The organism is Allosphingosinicella sp., assembly GCF_036387215.1.
Classification (GTDB): Bacteria; Pseudomonadota; Alphaproteobacteria; order Sphingomonadales; family Sphingomonadaceae; genus Allosphingosinicella.
The window spans coordinates 1-14,244 of the sequence record NZ_DASVUE010000222.1 but is presented as its reverse complement, the minus strand read 5'-3'; the positions used below and the strand labels follow the sequence as shown (position 1 = coordinate 14,244).

Here is a 14,244-nt window from a genome sequence, read left to right as displayed (position 1 = left end):
AGCTTTCCATGGAGGCGGCGGAGCGCGGCGCCGATGTCCGACCATGCGTTGGCGCTGAACACACCATCATTCGGCACATGTTCGAGAAGCAACACGCCGGAATGCTCGCCCTCGACGTGGGGAACCGGAATTCCTGCGGCCATGATGCTTCGGAGCATCGCTGCCTCGGCGCCGACGGCCGGCCCACCCTTTGCGACCGTACAGCGGCCGTCGGGCCGCCGAAGCATCAGCACTTCGGAGAGGTCGCCGCCGGCAAGCCGCTCCAGCCGTTCCTCCGGCACGCCCATCAGAGCAGCGACCCGTCTCGAGAAGGAGCTCACGGTCGAGCGGCCATCTTCCTGGCGAGGCCGGTCGCACCTGCGCTCACATCTGCCCAGGTGACATCGAAATGGTCGGCCCCGCCATGATAAGGGTCCGCCACCGGTTGCCCTTCCCGCCCCTCCACATGATCGAGCAGAAGCGAGAGCTCGGCCTTGCTCTCCGCGGGCTGAATCCGCCGGAGAGCGGCGAGGTTCTGCGCGTCCAGGGCGACGATGTGGTCAAAGCGCAGGAAATCGGCGGGACGGACCTGCCGCGCCTTAAGATGAGAAATGTCGATCCCGTTCCTGGCGGCGACCGCTTGTGCGCGCGCATCAGGTGGCCGCCCGACATCCCAGTCGCCTGTGCCGGCGGAGTCGATGCCCACGTCCAGCCCCAGCCGTTCCACTTGCCGGCGAAAGGCGGCCTCCGCAAGCGGCGACCTGCAGATGTTGCCAAGGCAGACGAACAAAACGGAAGCGCGCATTGACATCGGCCCCGATTGAAACCGACATGTCTGCTAGCCGCCGCTTCAGGGGCTCACAAGCGGGAGACGATGCTTGGGCGACGCGCAGACCGAACCGCACCAGCCGATCCGCGTCGGAGCCTATGCCTGGTACGCTCTCTTCGTCCTGGTGATCGTCTACGTCCTCAACTTCATCGATCGGCAGATTCTTTCGATTCTGGCAGAGGGAATCAAACGGGACCTGAAGCTCGAGGACGCGCAGATCGGCTTCCTTTACGGGACCGCCTTTGCCGTCTTTTACGCGCTGTTCGGGATCCCGCTCGGGCGCCTGGCGGACAGCTGGTACCGCGGTCGCCTGATTGCACTGGGGCTGGCGCTCTGGTCCTCGATGACGGCTTTGTCCGGGTTCGCGAGCAGCTTCGGAACCCTGGCAGCGGCAAGGATCGGCGTCGGCATCGGCGAAGCCAGTGCGTCACCAGCCGCCTATTCGATGATTTCAGACTATTTCCCCAAGGAACGCCGTGCGACCGCGCTCTCTATTTATTCGAGCGGTCTTTTTATCGGCGGCGGCCTCAGCCTTCCGATCGGTGGTCTCGTCCTGAGCAGATGGGACTCGGCTTTCCCTGATGCGGGAACGGCGCCGCTCGGGCTTTCCGGGTGGCAGGCGGCATTTCTCGCCGTGGGAGTGCCGGGCCTGCTATTGGCTCTCTTGGTATTATCGCTTCGGGAGCCTAAGCGCGGCGCCTCCGATGATCTCCCTCAACCGATCGTGCAGCCGGGGGCCTGGCGCGCGTTCGGGCGGGAGTTGGCGGCCATCCTCCCGCCGCTCACTTTGCTCAGTGTCAGCCGGATACCGGGGGCGCTGAAAGTCAATCTGGCGGTGCTGGCACTCGTGCTTGTCGCCGCCTTGGCGCTAATCTGGCTCACCGGAGATGTGCCGCAATGGGGAGCCTATGGCCTCGGCGTTTATGCAGTCTTTTCCTGGGTGCAGTCGCTGCGCCACCGGGACGCGCCCGTTCATCGGCTGATCTGGGGCACTCCCACGACGCTGATGCTCGCGATTGCCTTTGGGAGCATTTCCTTCCTCACCTACGCGATCAGCTTCTGGGGGCCTCCCTATGCGCTCCGAACCTTCTACGCCGATCCGGCAGGCCATGCCGTCTATCTGAGCGGCCTCACCGCCGCCGAGGAGGTTGCGATGATCATCGGCTGGTGCGGAGCAATCTCCGCAGCCGCCGGGGTAATCCTGGGCGGCGTGGCGTCCGATCTCTGGCGCAGGCGCGACGCGCGGGGCCGCCTGTTCGTGAACATGCTTTCCGTAGCGCTTCCCGCGCCGATAATCTGGTTCATGTTCACCACGGAGAGCCTCACCGCCTTCTATATAGCCTTTCCATTCGCGCACATGCTCTCATCCGCCTGGGTTGGTGCCGCGATCGCCACCCTTCAGGACCTGGTCCTTCCGCGAATGCGGGCAACGGCGGGCGCAACCTACATCTTGGGAACGACGATGGTGGGACTGGCGCTAGGCCCATATTATGTGGGTAAGGTTGCGGACGTGACGCAAAGCCTCAGCACGGGCATCTTTGCCCTTTACGTCGTCCCGCCGTTCACCTTGGCGGCGCTGTGGCTCGGCTGTCGGCGGATCGGGGAGCTGGAAGCCACGAAGTTGCAGCGCGCCCGCCTGGCCGGTGAGCCCATCTAGCTACCGAAGCACCCCGCACGCGATCCGCCCGCCGCTGTTTCCAGACGGATCCGTCCGATAATCATCAGCGGAGGCGTGGAGCACGACCGCCGCGCCGTCTCCGTCCAGCAAGGCATTGGCTCCTCCGGCCATCGCCGCCGCCGCGATCGTCACCTCGAAGCTGCCGCGCCCGTCGGTGCCAACGGCAAGGTTTGGAAGATCGCCTTTGTGCATGCCCTGCGGGTTGTTCTTCCCATGCTGTTGCGCCGTCGGGTTCCAGTGCGGACCGGCGGTCGTGAAACCGGGCGGGTCGCAGCGCCCGGTTGTGTGAAGATGGACGCCGTAGGTCCCGGGCCTCATTCCTAGGGCCTCGACGTTCACGCGCAAGCTGTCGCCGAGCTGCGAGACACTTGCGCGTGCCATGGTGATCCCGCCAGCATCACGAACATCGGCTGCGGCGGTGCCTCCAGCAGGTGAGACAGCATCCGCTGGCCCAGCGGCTCCCTGCTGCATACTGCAGCCGGACATCAGCATTCCCGCCGCCACAAATCCCACGATCTTCTTCATCGCCCTGCCTCTCCCGATGCCTTGCTCAGGAGGAGAACGAAACGCACGTGAGACGGTTTCGCTCAGCCCGGATTTGGCGCGGTCCGCCCGACGCCATACCATTGCAAGCCGGCGCTCATGACGTCTTCAGGCGGATAGACGTTGCGCAAATCGACGAGAACTGGCTCCGCCATGGTTGCTGCCAACCGCTTCAGGTCGAGCGCGCGCAGCACGTCCCACTCCGTGACCAGCACAACCGCGTCCGCATTCTCGGCTGCATCGTAAGGGTCGTCGCAGAAGTCCACGTCCGGCAGCAACGGGCGCGCCTGTTCCGTACCTTCGGGGTCGTAGCCGCGGACCCTCGCACCGGCGTCCTGGAGCGCCTGGACGATGCTGATCGACGGCGCGTCGCGCATATCGTCGGTGTTGGGCTTGAAGGTCAGGCCGAGCAGGGCCACGGTCTTTCCTCGTGCCTCCCCTCCCATGGCCTGGATGACTTTGCGGCCCATCGCGCGCTTCCGCGCCTCGTTCACCTTGGCCACGGCTTCGACGATGCGCAGCGGCGCCTGGTGATCCTCGGCTGTCTTCAGGAGCGCGAGAGTGTCCTTAGGAAAGCAGGACCCACCATAGCCCGGCCCCGCGTGGAGGAACTTCGGCCCAATGCGGTTATCCAGACCTATTCCCCGCGAGACGTCCTGCACGTCCGCGCCCACGACCTCGCAGAGATCCGCAATCTCGTTGATGAAGGTGATCTTCGTCGCCAGAAAGGCGTTTGCCGCATATTTGATCAGCTCGGCTGTTCGTCGGCTGGTGAAGACGAGCGGCGCCTTGTTGAGGTAGAGCGGCCGATAGACTTCACGCATGATGTCGGCTGCCCGCTCATCGTCTGTGCCGACGACGATTCGATCGGGCCGTTTGAAATCCTCGATCGCAGCGCCTTCGCGAAGAAATTCCGGATTCGACACCACCCACGCCTGCGCCTCGGGCGCAGTTTCACGGATGATGCGCTCCACCTCGTCGCCGGTACCCACAGGGACGGTTGATTTCGTCACCACCACTGCCGGCTTGGCGAGTGCTCTGGCAATCTCTTCGGCCGCGCCGAAGACGTAGCTGAGGTCTGCATGACCATCTCCGCGTCGGGAGGGCGTGCCAACCGCGATAAAGACGGCATCGGCATCAGCCACCGCTGGACCTAGGTCCGTCGTAAACGAGAGGCGGCCGCCGCGCACGTTCCGCTCCACCAGCCGGTCAAGCCCGGGTTCGAAGATCGGCATCACGCCCCGATGCAGCGCATCGATCTTGGCCGCGTCCTTGTCGACGCATGTGACGTGATGTCCAAAATCTGAAAAACAGGCTCCGGAGACCAGCCCGACATAGCCGGTCCCAATCATCGCGATACGCATGGAGAGTCCTTAAAGGCCTTTGAGTTGGGTCCGCTTACAAAGCGATGCCCTGTCTAACAAGCATCCGCCGCGACTCTCCATGCAGCTGGCGGCCGCACAAATCCCCCTCCCGCGTTCGGAACGGCGCAAAAGAAAAGGGCCGGCCCCGAAGGACCGGCCCAATTCCAACCTTGCGTGCACCCGCCGCCGAAGCGGCGGGAGCCCACCTTACATGCCCGCGCCCGGGCCGAAGGTGATTTCCACGCGCCGGTTCTGCGGCTCGCGGACGCCGTCGGCCGTTTCGACCAGCGGTCGGCTTTCGCCGAAGGCCTCGGACGAGATCGACCCATCCGGAACACCACGCCCTGCGAGGTATGAGCGCACTGCGTCCGCACGACGCTGGGAAAGCCCAACGTTGTACTGAGCCGAACCCGAACGGTCCGCGTGACCTGCGAGCACGACCTGCGCCTGACCAGTCTGCTGGTACGAAGCGGCGGCGTTGTCGAGGATCGCAGCAGCCTGCGGCGTGATGTCCGACCGATCCCAATCGAAGAACACGATGAAGGGGCCGATCTGCACCGGCGCCTGCGGAGTCGGCGGAGGCGGAGGCGGAGGCGGAGGCGGCGGGGGTGGCGGCGGCGGAGGCGGCGGCGGCGGCGGAGGCGGCGGAGCAGCCCCGAAGTTGAACACGATGCCGCCGAGCAGGCTGTGCGAACGCCAACGGCTGTTCGTGTCCTGCGCACCGAACGACGGGATGCTCACGTCATCGACATTGAAGAAGCGGTACTTCACCTGGATGTCGATATTGTCGGTGATCGCCTGACGAACGCCCGCAAACACCTGCCATGCAAAGCGAGTGTCGGAATCGTCGAGGATCGGACCCTGGTTAGAGAACGTCCGGATGTCGTCGAACTTGACCCGGGCCATGCCGACGCCGCCGCCGACGAAGCCGCTAAGGTCTTCATCGCCGAAGTCCAGCATGCCGTTCAGCATGAAGCTGAGAACGTTGGTCTCGCCGTCGGCGTTGCGAACGCCTCCAGCCGTGACACCTTCACCCGGGAAACGAACCCCCGGAGCTCCGAGGATCTCATCGACGTGAGCGTGCTTGTAGCCGGCCTCTGCCTCAACGCGGAAACCGCCGAGATCATAGCCTACGAACAGGGCAGCGTCGTAATCCTTCTTGTAATCGATGGTGAAGGCATTGTTGACCGTGCCACGGTCGACATCCATGTCTTCCACGATCATCGCGCCGAATTCGCCACCCACGTACCAGGCGCCATCGCGCGCAAGTGCCGGCGTAGCGAGCACGGTGGATGACAGCGCCACAGCTATGGCGAGCTTCCGCATAAATCTTTCCCCTTTCTTCTGCGATCCAACGGGACCGACCTTGAACTCATTACGGTAAGCGGAGTTTCCGCGCAAGCGCGCTTAAACCCACACATGTTGCCGAAATGCCTCAGCGTATAGCTAACGCTGGTGAGGCCCCTCCGAACGGACTTTCAAACGAGAGCCCGACGAAGCGGTTTCATTGCTGAAGAGAAAAGGATCAATCTATCAAGCCGTGTGACTTTAATGCCGCAGTCAATGCGATGATGGCCGCTCTGGCTTCGCCATCAATTGTCGTTCCGCCTGAAGGGGTTGGCACCTCTGGCTGCCGTTCTCCAACCACCTTCTTGCCCGCAACCACCAAGGCCGCGGCGGGAAGTTCGCCGTCGCTCCAGCCGTCGTTTCGCCAGTGGACCCAGCAGCCGGTGGACTTGTTCCACGCCAGCATGCCATCGACCGGCTGTAGAAATCGCCAGCCACCTTCGGTCCAAGAGGCGAGCGCACCGTCCATCCCGGTCCAATGACCGACGCCGCCTGAAGCCACGATCCAGCTCTGCCCCAGTGAGGGAGTTAGCGGCGGCGTTGCCAGTGGCGCACCTTCGACGGATGGATGGCAGGCAATGTCCAGCCGCGTCAGGGCCTCATTGTGATAGAATTCCTTCTGCGCTTGTCCGGGCAGGATGAAAGGCAGCGCAAGACGCGCCGTGGTGTCGTTCATTTCGCACTCCTGGTTAGTTGATCGAGATGCTTGCGACGCGGGAGCGCGCATGGGTTCCCAGCTGAGATACGCGAATCAGGAGCGGGCCGGTCTGACTATCCACCGCTTGCTGAGAGCTGGTGTAGACGTAGCCCGGTTGGGACAGCACCATTCGCCGGTCAGAGCCGTTGCCCGAAAGCAGTAGTTCGTAGCACTCCACCTCCTCGCCCAAAGGAGTGTCGGCGCCGCTCGGCCAGCTCCATCCGCTCCTGCTGCGCCGGGTCCAGCTGATACCGACGTCGCCGTTCGTCTCCCGCACGGCGCGCAATTGCACGGGCGAGGGCGGCTGCAAGGCGCGTCCTTCTATCCGGAGGCTCGCGAGTGGAGGAGGGTCTGAGTCGCCGATGCTGGACGCCATCATTCTCAACTCGCCACCGACGGCGGCGACCTTCCCTTCGAGGGGCGCTAGTCGCTCCTGCTCCAACAGCACGAAGGGCTCGCCTGCGTGGTGCAACGCCGCGGCCCATTCGGTGCCCTGACGTCCCCTCAGCAGGCGCTTCAACCGGAAGCGCCTGTTTCCCAGCGGCTCCGCTTCTCCGAATTGAATGAGCTCGTCTCCAAGCATTGCTGCGTTCTCACCCATTGCCAGGGCTGGGTCGCTCCTGCCTTCAAGCCACATGCTTTCGTTGAGGAGTTCCACCTCCACTGTGCCCGCGCGATCGATGAGGGCCGAGCCCGAAGGGCCCAGCACGGTCAGCGACACGCCCATCGTCGCTGGGGCAGCCGTGCTCCCCTGCGGCTGCCAGGTTCCTCCGTCGAGACTCGCAGTCAGCGCAGCCTGCCGCCACCCTTGTTCCGCCCCCGCGGCGGCTGCGACAATTCGCGGTGCCGAGAGGACCTCATCTCCGGTCGGAGGAAGGTCGAGCAGGAGCAGCTTAGTTCCGCCGTGCAGCAGATCCGGCTGCGGCGTGGGCCGCCCGGGATGAGCGAAGGGCTCCGCCGGTGCCGCCGCCCCTGGAATTCGGGCGATCTCCAGCTCCACCACCATTCGGTCCAGCGACCAGCGGCTGACCCTCCACGTGCCCGTTCGGCCGCTCAGCCGCACGTACTGCCCGGCCCGCAAATCGCTATGGCGCCAGCCGAGGTTGAGCTTGCCGGTTTCCCGGGCGGCCCAAAGGTACGCCAGGCGGCGTTCGGCAAAGGCTTTAGCCGCATCCGCTATCAAGGCAGCCGGCACCGAGAGGCGCTCCGCCCGCAGCGAAGCGCCAGCGCGGCCGGCACGTTGCAACCCCGTCTGATAATCGCGATCCGGGTCGTAGTAGGAGACGCTGACTTCGGCGGGGATCGCGCCGGCAGCACGCCTCGAGATTTCGGTTCGACCTCCGGCACCGTTGCCAACGGCATTGATCGCTTCAGTGGGGAGCAGCAGCGGAGCATCCGCCGCAGTCGTGAGCACCATGCCCTCCTCGGTCTCACATAGGCTCAGCGGCACCACCTCGCTCAGCGCCTCGACCGCACCTCGGACGCTGTCCCCGCTCGCTGCGTAACCGCCCACCGCGGGAGTTATCCCGTCCAAGATGTCCCCCTCGCTCAGTTCCGCGGCCACCGCACCTATAGTGACGGGTCCCTCCTCCGCCTCCAGTTCAAAGGTGATCGAAGGTATCCGGTTTCCGTAATCGGCGAGTTCGAAATCCTCGAACACTGCATAGGCCGTTCCACGATGCGCCGGAGCGTTGCCCATGCCTTCCATCGAGGCAATGATTGGATCAACCATTTGGCTCTCGCTGCCCAGGTAGAGCCGGTATTTGGTTCGGCTCTTGAAGTCTCCCGCCGCGCCTCGAAGTAGCTTACCGTCGGCCCACATCCGGCGGACGGCGCGGATTGGCCGGCCTGAAAGTACGACCGCGAAAGACGCGGAATAGCTGTAGGTCACCGTCTTCGGCTGTCCCTTGCCGCCGCTGCTCTTGGTTCGGTCCTCTTTGATATCCGTGGCCCAGATGACGGTGCCGGCAACCCGCATGCGTCCAAAGATCTTTGGGATCTGAGTTCCATAGGACGAGGTTTGAACGGAAAGATCGCCCAGCCTCGGGCCATGTCGTGCCTTGGGCGCAAAGACCCTCGAGTCCACGCTCTGCCCGAAGATTGCACCGATTGCGCCGCCGATCGGTCCGCCTATCGCCGTCCCGACCGCGGCGAGCACCAGAGTCGCCATCAGTCCGTCTCCATTATCCGCCAGGCAGCCACGACCGGCCACGCCACCGCTCCGGGCGTCTCAACCACCCGCCCCAGCCGCGCGTCGGCGTGAACGAAGCCGTCCTTCAGCAAGATGAGAAAATGATGCTGCCCGGGGCCCGCCTGCACCAGGAGCACATCACCCTCCCCCGCATCGGCAATGCTGATTTTCTCGACCCGCCCGTCGAGCGTGAGCGAGAGCATGTCTTCCGAGACTTCGCTCCTCATCGCATAACCCGTCGGCATCAGCTCGATTGGCAACTCCGCCGCCGCGGCCACGAGCCCCAGGCAGTCCAGGCCATGCTCCCGTCGCCGCCCCTGCGGACGGAAGCGGCTGCCGACGAGCTCCCTTGCCCTCGCTGCGGCGGCCTCCCCTCGCTTCACCGGCATCGGTAAAGGCGCACCAGGGCTCCGTCTCGGCCGACCAGCTCCAGCTCGTCCGGCAAGATCGTCCGGATACTTTCGATCGATGAGCCGAGCTCAGCCGGGTCGAACCGCGGCCAAGTCCCGCAATCAGGCGATTTCGACCAGCCGCCGGGAAGCTGCCCGGAGAGTCCCTTCTGCCTCACCTCCAAGATCCTGCCGTCCACCTCGAACCGAACCGTCTCAGGCAGGGCCGCACATCCTGTTAACGCAAGCAACAGTCCGGCAATGCAAGCGCGCAGCCGCATAGTCTCTCTCCTCTGGTTGGTGTTTCGCTTCAGGCGCCCGGGTAGCGCGTCAGCAGGTCCATGCCCGGCAGGTAAGGCTCACCCCGGAAGTTCACGCTGTTCGCGAACCGCGCCCTGCAGGTCTCGAAACGCTTGTCGCAGCCTTCGCGGATCTCGACGAGATCCCCAGCCGAGGGGGCAAAAGGCGGCGGCTCGCGAAGCCTCAGCACCGCTCCATCCGACGAGACCAGCTCGCTCTCCAGGCCGCTGTTCACGCCGCTCAGCCACCGGAGCCGTCCATAGGAATAGGCATTCGGCTCGACAGATGTCTCTGCGACCTCCACCGGTGTTTCATCCGCAACCGCTGCGATTCGCGTCACGATCACTCTTGCTGCCATGTCCACGCGGCACCTCTTGTCCCCAAGCTGGGCTCGGCATTCCGGCGAAGTCTGCTCCACCACCGGCCGATCGAGCATCGCCGTCCGCCCGCGCAGCTCCGCAGTGAAGCCGCCGCTATGCGCGCTCACGTCGCCGAGCGTTCCGCTAGCCAAATAGACCTGCCCCGCCTCCGGCTGTTCCCAGTCAATCATGAAGATCGTCACTGCCGCGCCGTCCCAACGTCCCAGCTCCAGGTCTTCGGCAGTGATCGCCTCGCTCGTCAGCGCTCCCTTCACGTCCAGCGTATGTGCCTCAAAGCCGTCGGAGACGGAAATCGTGGAGGGCAGCATTCCCGGAGCCGCTCGATAGCTGAGATGATCCACCACGATCTCCCGATCGTGGGTGGTGAAGCCAATGCAGACACCGTCGCGCCGCTCGAGGCGCCAGCAAAAGGCGAGAGTCGTGAGGTCGCGATCGACGATGCTCATGCCGTGCCTTCGCGGATCTCGATGAGCGGCACGCTCGCCGCCTCGCCGGCCTCAAAGGTTGCACGGCTGAGGCTCAGCCGATCCTCGGCGAATCGCACCGGCACATCGAAGCGGAACCCCGCTCTCACCTGCTCGCCCGCCGCCGGCGCCGTGTCGAACAGAACAACGCCGAGCGGCGCGAGCGTCCAGCCGCCCACCCGCTCCACGCCTCCGACGGAGGTTCGCACGGTCCCAGCCACAGGACGTGTGATCCGCCGCTCCTGCGAGTCATAATGCTTCACCAGCGGGAACTCGGTCCGGGAACCGTCCCCGATGCCAAGCAGCTGGTCCGCTGGCGTCGCCTCCCCAGTCATGTCCTTGGAGCTATGATCGAACGGATCCTGGAACCGGAACCCCACCGCCGCACCACGCCGCGCGCGGAAGAAGGCGATCAGCTCCTTTAGCTCCGCCTCTCCGCGCACCCCCGGGCCTGCATCGAAGCGCATCCTCGCGTCGGCCCAGTCGCTGTTCCTCTGCTCTGCACCGCTAGCGGTAGTGACGACTGCGGTCGAAAATGCCGGCTCCACGCTCACTTCGCGGCCCAGGGATATCGGGAAGCGCACGTCCTCAAATGCTTCCACACTCTCCTCCTTTGCATCGAACCAGGTGAACCCGTCGCGCAGCACCTGCGGCAGCGCCCAGACGAAGACTTCGTTCGTCCCGCGCTCCCGCCCTCGCGCAATCGCAGCGGCGATCGGCTGCCACTGCGCCCGATCTTCGGGCCGCAGCACGAATCCCGCGAAGTAATGCTGGCCCTGAACCGGGTAGCCGAGCCGAGCGGTTACAGCGGCGATGCCGCGCGAGGTGCCGCCGCCGTTGCCGCCGGTCACCCAGTCATAATCCTCGAGCTGCAACACATCGAAAGCAGGAGCCGCCCATCCGAGCGGCACGTTCGCGCGCACCGCCTCCGGCGCGCCGAGCACCGTCGGCAGATACACCAGCAACAAGGTCTCCGCTCCCGGAGCCTCGCTCTTCACGGCTGCACAAAGGGCGGAAGTGGATGCGGCAAGCAGCGACCCCGCCGCGTCCAGCGTTGCCCGCTGTGCCGCCTCAAGCGGCGCCCGCACGTCCGGAATGGAGACCGGAGACAGCGCCGCCACTGCGGCATCATCATACAGGCAGATGCGCCCGTCGGAGGTCACCCACCACCAGGGCTCGCCGACCTGGAAGCGCACTCGCTGGCCGGCGTCCCGCGCGATTTCGGCGAACGCCCGCCCCACCGCCTGCAAATAGGCCATCGCCCCTGGATGGGCTGGCGAGAGCAAAGCCGATGGGGGGTCCCACCCGGTGAGGCCCGGCGATCCATCTTCCGTCCGCTGCTTCCAGTCGCCCCAGCAATGCTGGTCGAGCAGCTCGTAGCTCAGCGAGAGGATGATCTCATAGCCGAGCGCCTTCGCTCGCGCCGCATAATCCCGGTGCCATGCCGCGCAGGCAACGTTGAGCACTCCGCCTGTTACGCTGGCGTAAAAGGCGCCGCTATTCGCCTCCAGCCGAAAATAGTGGCTCATCCCCACATAATGGTTGATGGCCCCACGATAGCCGAGCTGCATCACGTTCCGCAGCACCCGCGCCGGCGTCAGATGATATGTATCGTCATAGCCGTTCGCGATCCGCAGCCGGTGCTCCGGGACCAACGTGTCGCCGATCGAAAGCACCGAGCCAGGCCCGTCGCAGTTCAGCCCGCTGATCTCGAGCCATGCTTCCGCGGGCTGCGGCAGCGGCTCCTCGGCGCGCGTATATCCAGGCGGCACCAGCGAAACGAACATCCGATCGACGTCTCCGGCCCAGACCGGATCCGCCTCCTGCGGCAGCAGGAACCCGCCGTCGAGATCAGCAAAATCGATGCTGATCTCTGCATCGTCGGGCGTGCCCTGCGCGTAGTTCCAGAGCCGCACATACCAACTGCGCGGCTGCCCGGCCGGGTCCCGCCCCTCGATCGTCAGCGTTGGCCCATCGATCGCATCCAGGCCTTTGAGGCCCCCGCTCCGCCAGTGAAAGCGAAGTGTACACTCACGGAAGTCCTTGCTGGTCTCGTAGGCGAGCAATGGGTGGTCGTGCCTGTCCTCGGCCTCCCAGATCAGCCCGGCAAGATCGTCGGCGCGGTAGAAGACGGCATCGACCCGCAGCGAATGCGGGCCTGTCGTCACCACACCCGCCATCATCGGCCGGGGGAAATTGACGGTCCAGTAGCGCACGTCGAACCGCTTCAGATGGCCCAGTTGCTTGGCACTTCCGGGCGGCGCCAGCCAATGGCCCATTGCTAATCCTCCATCCCCACCAGCGCCCGCTTCACCGCTCGCGCGACCTGCCTGCTTGACCGGCTCAGCGCCTGCGGCTCGCTGCCGGCCGGTGCGTTTATCGTGATGCTCATCCGGATCTCGCGCCCGCCGCCGCGACCGGTTTCGATCCGGCCGCTCGCGGTCGGGACGAACAGCTCCGGCCCGCGCTCGCCGACGAGATAGCCGCGCCCCGGCGCAACAGGGCCTCCCGCGGCCCTTCCGGGTAGACCAAGCAGGATCGGCAGTTGCTGCGCCGCGCCCGCGACAAGGCCGCCCAGACCGCCGCCACCGAACATGGCACCGATACCGCCCCGCACGGCCGCCGAAGCGATCTCCGCCAGGGCCGAGAGAGCCACCCGCTTCAGATCGTCGAAGCCGAGCTTGCCCGATCGGACCGCACGAACGAGCGCATTCTCCAGCGCCCGCCCCGCCCGGTCGACGCCGGCCGCCAGCGGCCCCTCGAGCTCGCCGCGCATCTCCGCCACATCGCGCGCAAAGGCGCCCGTGTCCGCTCGCACGCTGACAAGCAGCCGTTCGATTTCCTCATCCATCGGGAAACATCTCCATCAAGCGCCGAAGGTCCGCTGGAGAAGCGGCCGGATCGCCACCGCCGCCGCTCATCGCCGCAAGCACCGTCGCCAGCTCCGCCGGCGTTGCTTTCCAGAACTCGCCCGGCGGCCAGCCGAGCAGCGCGCCCGCAACTCCCGCAAGCCTTGCGGCGGCGGCGGCGAACTCAGCCACGTCCCTGCAGGATTTGAGTCAGCAGCACCTTCAGCACCGGCGTCGCCTTGGCGAGCCCCACCTCGGCGATTGCCTCCCCAACCCGCTCCCGCGTCAGCCCCTCTGGCCGCGCCGCCACACAGTGCCAGAACAGGGACGCAATTTCGGAGACCTTGAGCCCACCCCCGGCCGCGCGTTCCACCAGCGCGAACAGCGGCCCGAGCTCCTCCTCCGCCGCCACCAGCGCCTCGAAGCTCGGCCGAAGCGTCAGCCGCTCGCCGGCGACGCTAAGCGCCGCCTCCCCTCGCGCGGGGTTCATGCCGGCACCACCGGGCCGGAGCTTTCGAGGCTGAGCGTATAATTCCGCTCGCCATTGTAATCGCCGCTATAATCGAGCCGGGTTACAAGGAAGCGGCCCTTCAGCCGCTCGCCGCTCTCGAAGCTCAGCTCATAATCATCGATGATCCCCCCCAGGGCATTGGTCTTCACGCGGCCTTCCGCCGCCGATCCGGTGAAGATCCCGCCTGCCGAAACTGAAACGGAGCGCACTCCCGCCCCTGACAAGAGCTCGCGCCAGCCGCCCGAGTCTTTGCTGGTGACGTTCACGGCCTCACCGTTCACCGACATCTGCGTCGTCCGCATCCCGGCGACGGTCGCGAAAACGGGCGGGTTTCCGCCGTTCCCGATCTTCAGCAGGAAAGCACTTCCCTTTTCCGCGCTCATGTATCAGTCTCCTTCAGTCACGCACTTGTAATGATTGGAATTTGCCCATGATTTCAGTTGCGCTTTCAATGCTGCTGCTCGCCGCAGCCCCCGAGCCACCCGCCAAAAGCCGCGAGGCCTATGCCCGCTGTCTCAAGGACTTCGCCCGGGCGAGCCTTGAGAAGAAGCTGGATCCTGCCGCGTTCGACGCCGCATTCGCTGCGGCCTGCCGCGATAAGGAGGCGCTGTTCAAAACCTCCTTGGTCAGCTCTGAAGTGGCGATGGGCGTGAAGCGCGCAGTCGCCGAGCAGGGGATCCAGGAAGAGATTTCGATCTACCGCTCGAACACGCAGGAAGATTA

At 65.3% G+C, this 14,244-nt stretch carries 15 protein-coding genes and 1 pseudogene; 2 read left to right on the top strand and 14 right to left on the bottom strand.

The window, feature by feature from the left end; all coding sequences use genetic code 11:
- A pseudogene (locus VF662_RS08730) lies at positions 1-320 on the bottom strand (fructosamine kinase family protein); the annotation flags it as partial.
- Positions 317-790 (bottom strand): low molecular weight protein-tyrosine-phosphatase, encoded by a 474-nt coding sequence (locus tag VF662_RS08725; protein WP_464139950.1) that lies wholly within the window; start codon positions 788-790, stop codon positions 317-319. The pseudogene VF662_RS08730 and the gene VF662_RS08725, both read right to left, overlap by 4 nt.
- A gap of 67 nt (positions 791-857) precedes the next feature.
- Here VF662_RS08725 and VF662_RS08720 point away from each other — a divergent pair, with 67 nt between their 5' ends.
- On the top strand, positions 858-2,465 hold the full coding sequence (locus tag VF662_RS08720) for a spinster family MFS transporter (RefSeq protein WP_464139948.1): 1,608 nt from the start codon (positions 858-860) through the stop codon (positions 2,463-2,465).
- Here VF662_RS08720 and VF662_RS08715 read toward each other — a convergent pair whose 3' ends face one another.
- From VF662_RS08715 to VF662_RS08660, 12 genes are all read right to left on the bottom strand, one after another.
- Positions 2,466-2,867 carry a superoxide dismutase family protein gene (locus VF662_RS08715; protein ID WP_464139946.1) on the bottom strand — a complete coding sequence of 134 codons (402 nt, stop codon included), beginning with the start codon at positions 2,865-2,867 and terminating at the stop codon, positions 2,466-2,468. It abuts the gene before it with no gap.
- Between the two features lie 206 nt (positions 2,868-3,073).
- Complete coding sequence (locus VF662_RS08710; RefSeq protein WP_464139944.1) at positions 3,074-4,393, bottom strand: UDP-glucose dehydrogenase family protein; 1,320 nt, start codon at positions 4,391-4,393, stop codon at positions 3,074-3,076.
- Between the two features lie 207 nt (positions 4,394-4,600).
- Positions 4,601-5,719 carry an OmpA family protein gene (locus tag VF662_RS08705; RefSeq protein ID WP_464139942.1) on the bottom strand — a complete coding sequence of 373 codons (1,119 nt, stop codon included), beginning with the start codon at positions 5,717-5,719 and terminating at the stop codon, positions 4,601-4,603.
- A gap of 199 nt (positions 5,720-5,918) precedes the next feature.
- A complete protein-coding gene (locus VF662_RS08700; RefSeq protein ID WP_464139940.1) occupies positions 5,919-6,416 on the bottom strand; it encodes a DUF2793 domain-containing protein in 498 nt (165 codons plus the stop codon).
- Between the two features lie 13 nt (positions 6,417-6,429).
- Entirely contained in the window at positions 6,430-8,595 is a 2,166-nt protein-coding gene (locus VF662_RS08695; protein ID WP_464139938.1) for a phage tail protein, read from the bottom strand.
- 11 nt (positions 8,596-8,606) lie between these two features.
- Positions 8,607-9,017 carry a peptidoglycan endopeptidase gene (locus VF662_RS08690; protein WP_464139936.1) on the bottom strand — a complete coding sequence of 137 codons (411 nt, stop codon included), beginning with the start codon at positions 9,015-9,017 and terminating at the stop codon, positions 8,607-8,609.
- 310 nt (positions 9,018-9,327) lie between these two features.
- On the bottom strand, positions 9,328-10,143 hold the full coding sequence (locus VF662_RS08685) for a DUF2163 domain-containing protein (protein ID WP_464139934.1): 816 nt from the start codon (positions 10,141-10,143) through the stop codon (positions 9,328-9,330).
- Complete coding sequence (locus tag VF662_RS08680) at positions 10,140-12,440, bottom strand: DUF2460 domain-containing protein (RefSeq protein ID WP_464139932.1); 2,301 nt, start codon at positions 12,438-12,440, stop codon at positions 10,140-10,142. The genes VF662_RS08685 and VF662_RS08680 overlap by 4 nt, the downstream gene beginning before the upstream one ends.
- 2 nt (positions 12,441-12,442) lie before the next feature.
- Positions 12,443-13,012 carry a tail tape measure protein gene (locus VF662_RS08675; protein ID WP_464139930.1) on the bottom strand — a complete coding sequence of 190 codons (570 nt, stop codon included), beginning with the start codon at positions 13,010-13,012 and terminating at the stop codon, positions 12,443-12,445.
- Complete coding sequence (locus tag VF662_RS08670) at positions 13,005-13,202, bottom strand: phage tail assembly chaperone (protein ID WP_464139929.1); 198 nt, start codon at positions 13,200-13,202, stop codon at positions 13,005-13,007. The genes VF662_RS08675 and VF662_RS08670 overlap by 8 nt, the downstream gene beginning before the upstream one ends.
- The gene (locus VF662_RS08665) at positions 13,195-13,500 is read right to left on the bottom strand and encodes a gene transfer agent family protein (protein ID WP_464139927.1); all 306 of its coding nucleotides are present in this window, start codon (positions 13,498-13,500) and stop codon (positions 13,195-13,197) included. Before VF662_RS08665 ends, VF662_RS08670 begins: the two co-directional genes overlap by 8 nt.
- Complete coding sequence (locus VF662_RS08660; protein ID WP_464139925.1) at positions 13,497-13,904, bottom strand: phage major tail protein, TP901-1 family; 408 nt, start codon at positions 13,902-13,904, stop codon at positions 13,497-13,499. The genes VF662_RS08665 and VF662_RS08660 overlap by 4 nt, the downstream gene beginning before the upstream one ends.
- Positions 13,905-13,972: 68 nt before the next feature.
- On the opposite strand from VF662_RS08660, the gene VF662_RS08655 reads away from it, so the two are divergent.
- Positions 13,973-14,244: hypothetical protein (locus VF662_RS08655; RefSeq protein ID WP_464139923.1), on the top strand; the 272-nt coding region annotated here is incomplete at its 3' end.

Bases quoted from the DNA above. Each gene is read 5' to 3' on its own strand.
- VF662_RS08725 (WP_464139950.1), bottom strand. From the start codon at position 790: ATGTCAATGCGCGCTTCCGTTTTGTTCGTCTGCCTTGGCAACATCTGC.
- VF662_RS08715 (WP_464139946.1), bottom strand. From the start codon at position 2,867: ATGGCACGCGCAAGTGTCTCGCAGCTCGGCGACAGCTTGCGCGTGAAC.
- VF662_RS08710 (WP_464139944.1), bottom strand. From the start codon at position 4,393: ATGCGTATCGCGATGATTGGGACCGGCTATGTCGGGCTGGTCTCCGGA.
- VF662_RS08705 (WP_464139942.1), bottom strand. From the start codon at position 5,719: ATGCGGAAGCTCGCCATAGCTGTGGCGCTGTCATCCACCGTGCTCGCT.
- VF662_RS08700 (WP_464139940.1), bottom strand. From the start codon at position 6,416: ATGAACGACACCACGGCGCGTCTTGCGCTGCCTTTCATCCTGCCCGGA.
- VF662_RS08690 (WP_464139936.1), bottom strand. From the start codon at position 9,017: ATGCCGGTGAAGCGAGGGGAGGCCGCCGCAGCGAGGGCAAGGGAGCTC.
- VF662_RS08685 (WP_464139934.1), bottom strand. From the start codon at position 10,143: ATGAGCATCGTCGATCGCGACCTCACGACTCTCGCCTTTTGCTGGCGC.
- VF662_RS08680 (WP_464139932.1), bottom strand. From the start codon at position 12,440: ATGGGCCATTGGCTGGCGCCGCCCGGAAGTGCCAAGCAACTGGGCCAT.
- VF662_RS08675 (WP_464139930.1), bottom strand. From the start codon at position 13,012: ATGGATGAGGAAATCGAACGGCTGCTTGTCAGCGTGCGAGCGGACACG.
- VF662_RS08665 (WP_464139927.1), bottom strand. From the start codon at position 13,500: ATGAACCCCGCGCGAGGGGAGGCGGCGCTTAGCGTCGCCGGCGAGCGG.
- VF662_RS08660 (WP_464139925.1), bottom strand. From the start codon at position 13,904: ATGAGCGCGGAAAAGGGAAGTGCTTTCCTGCTGAAGATCGGGAACGGC.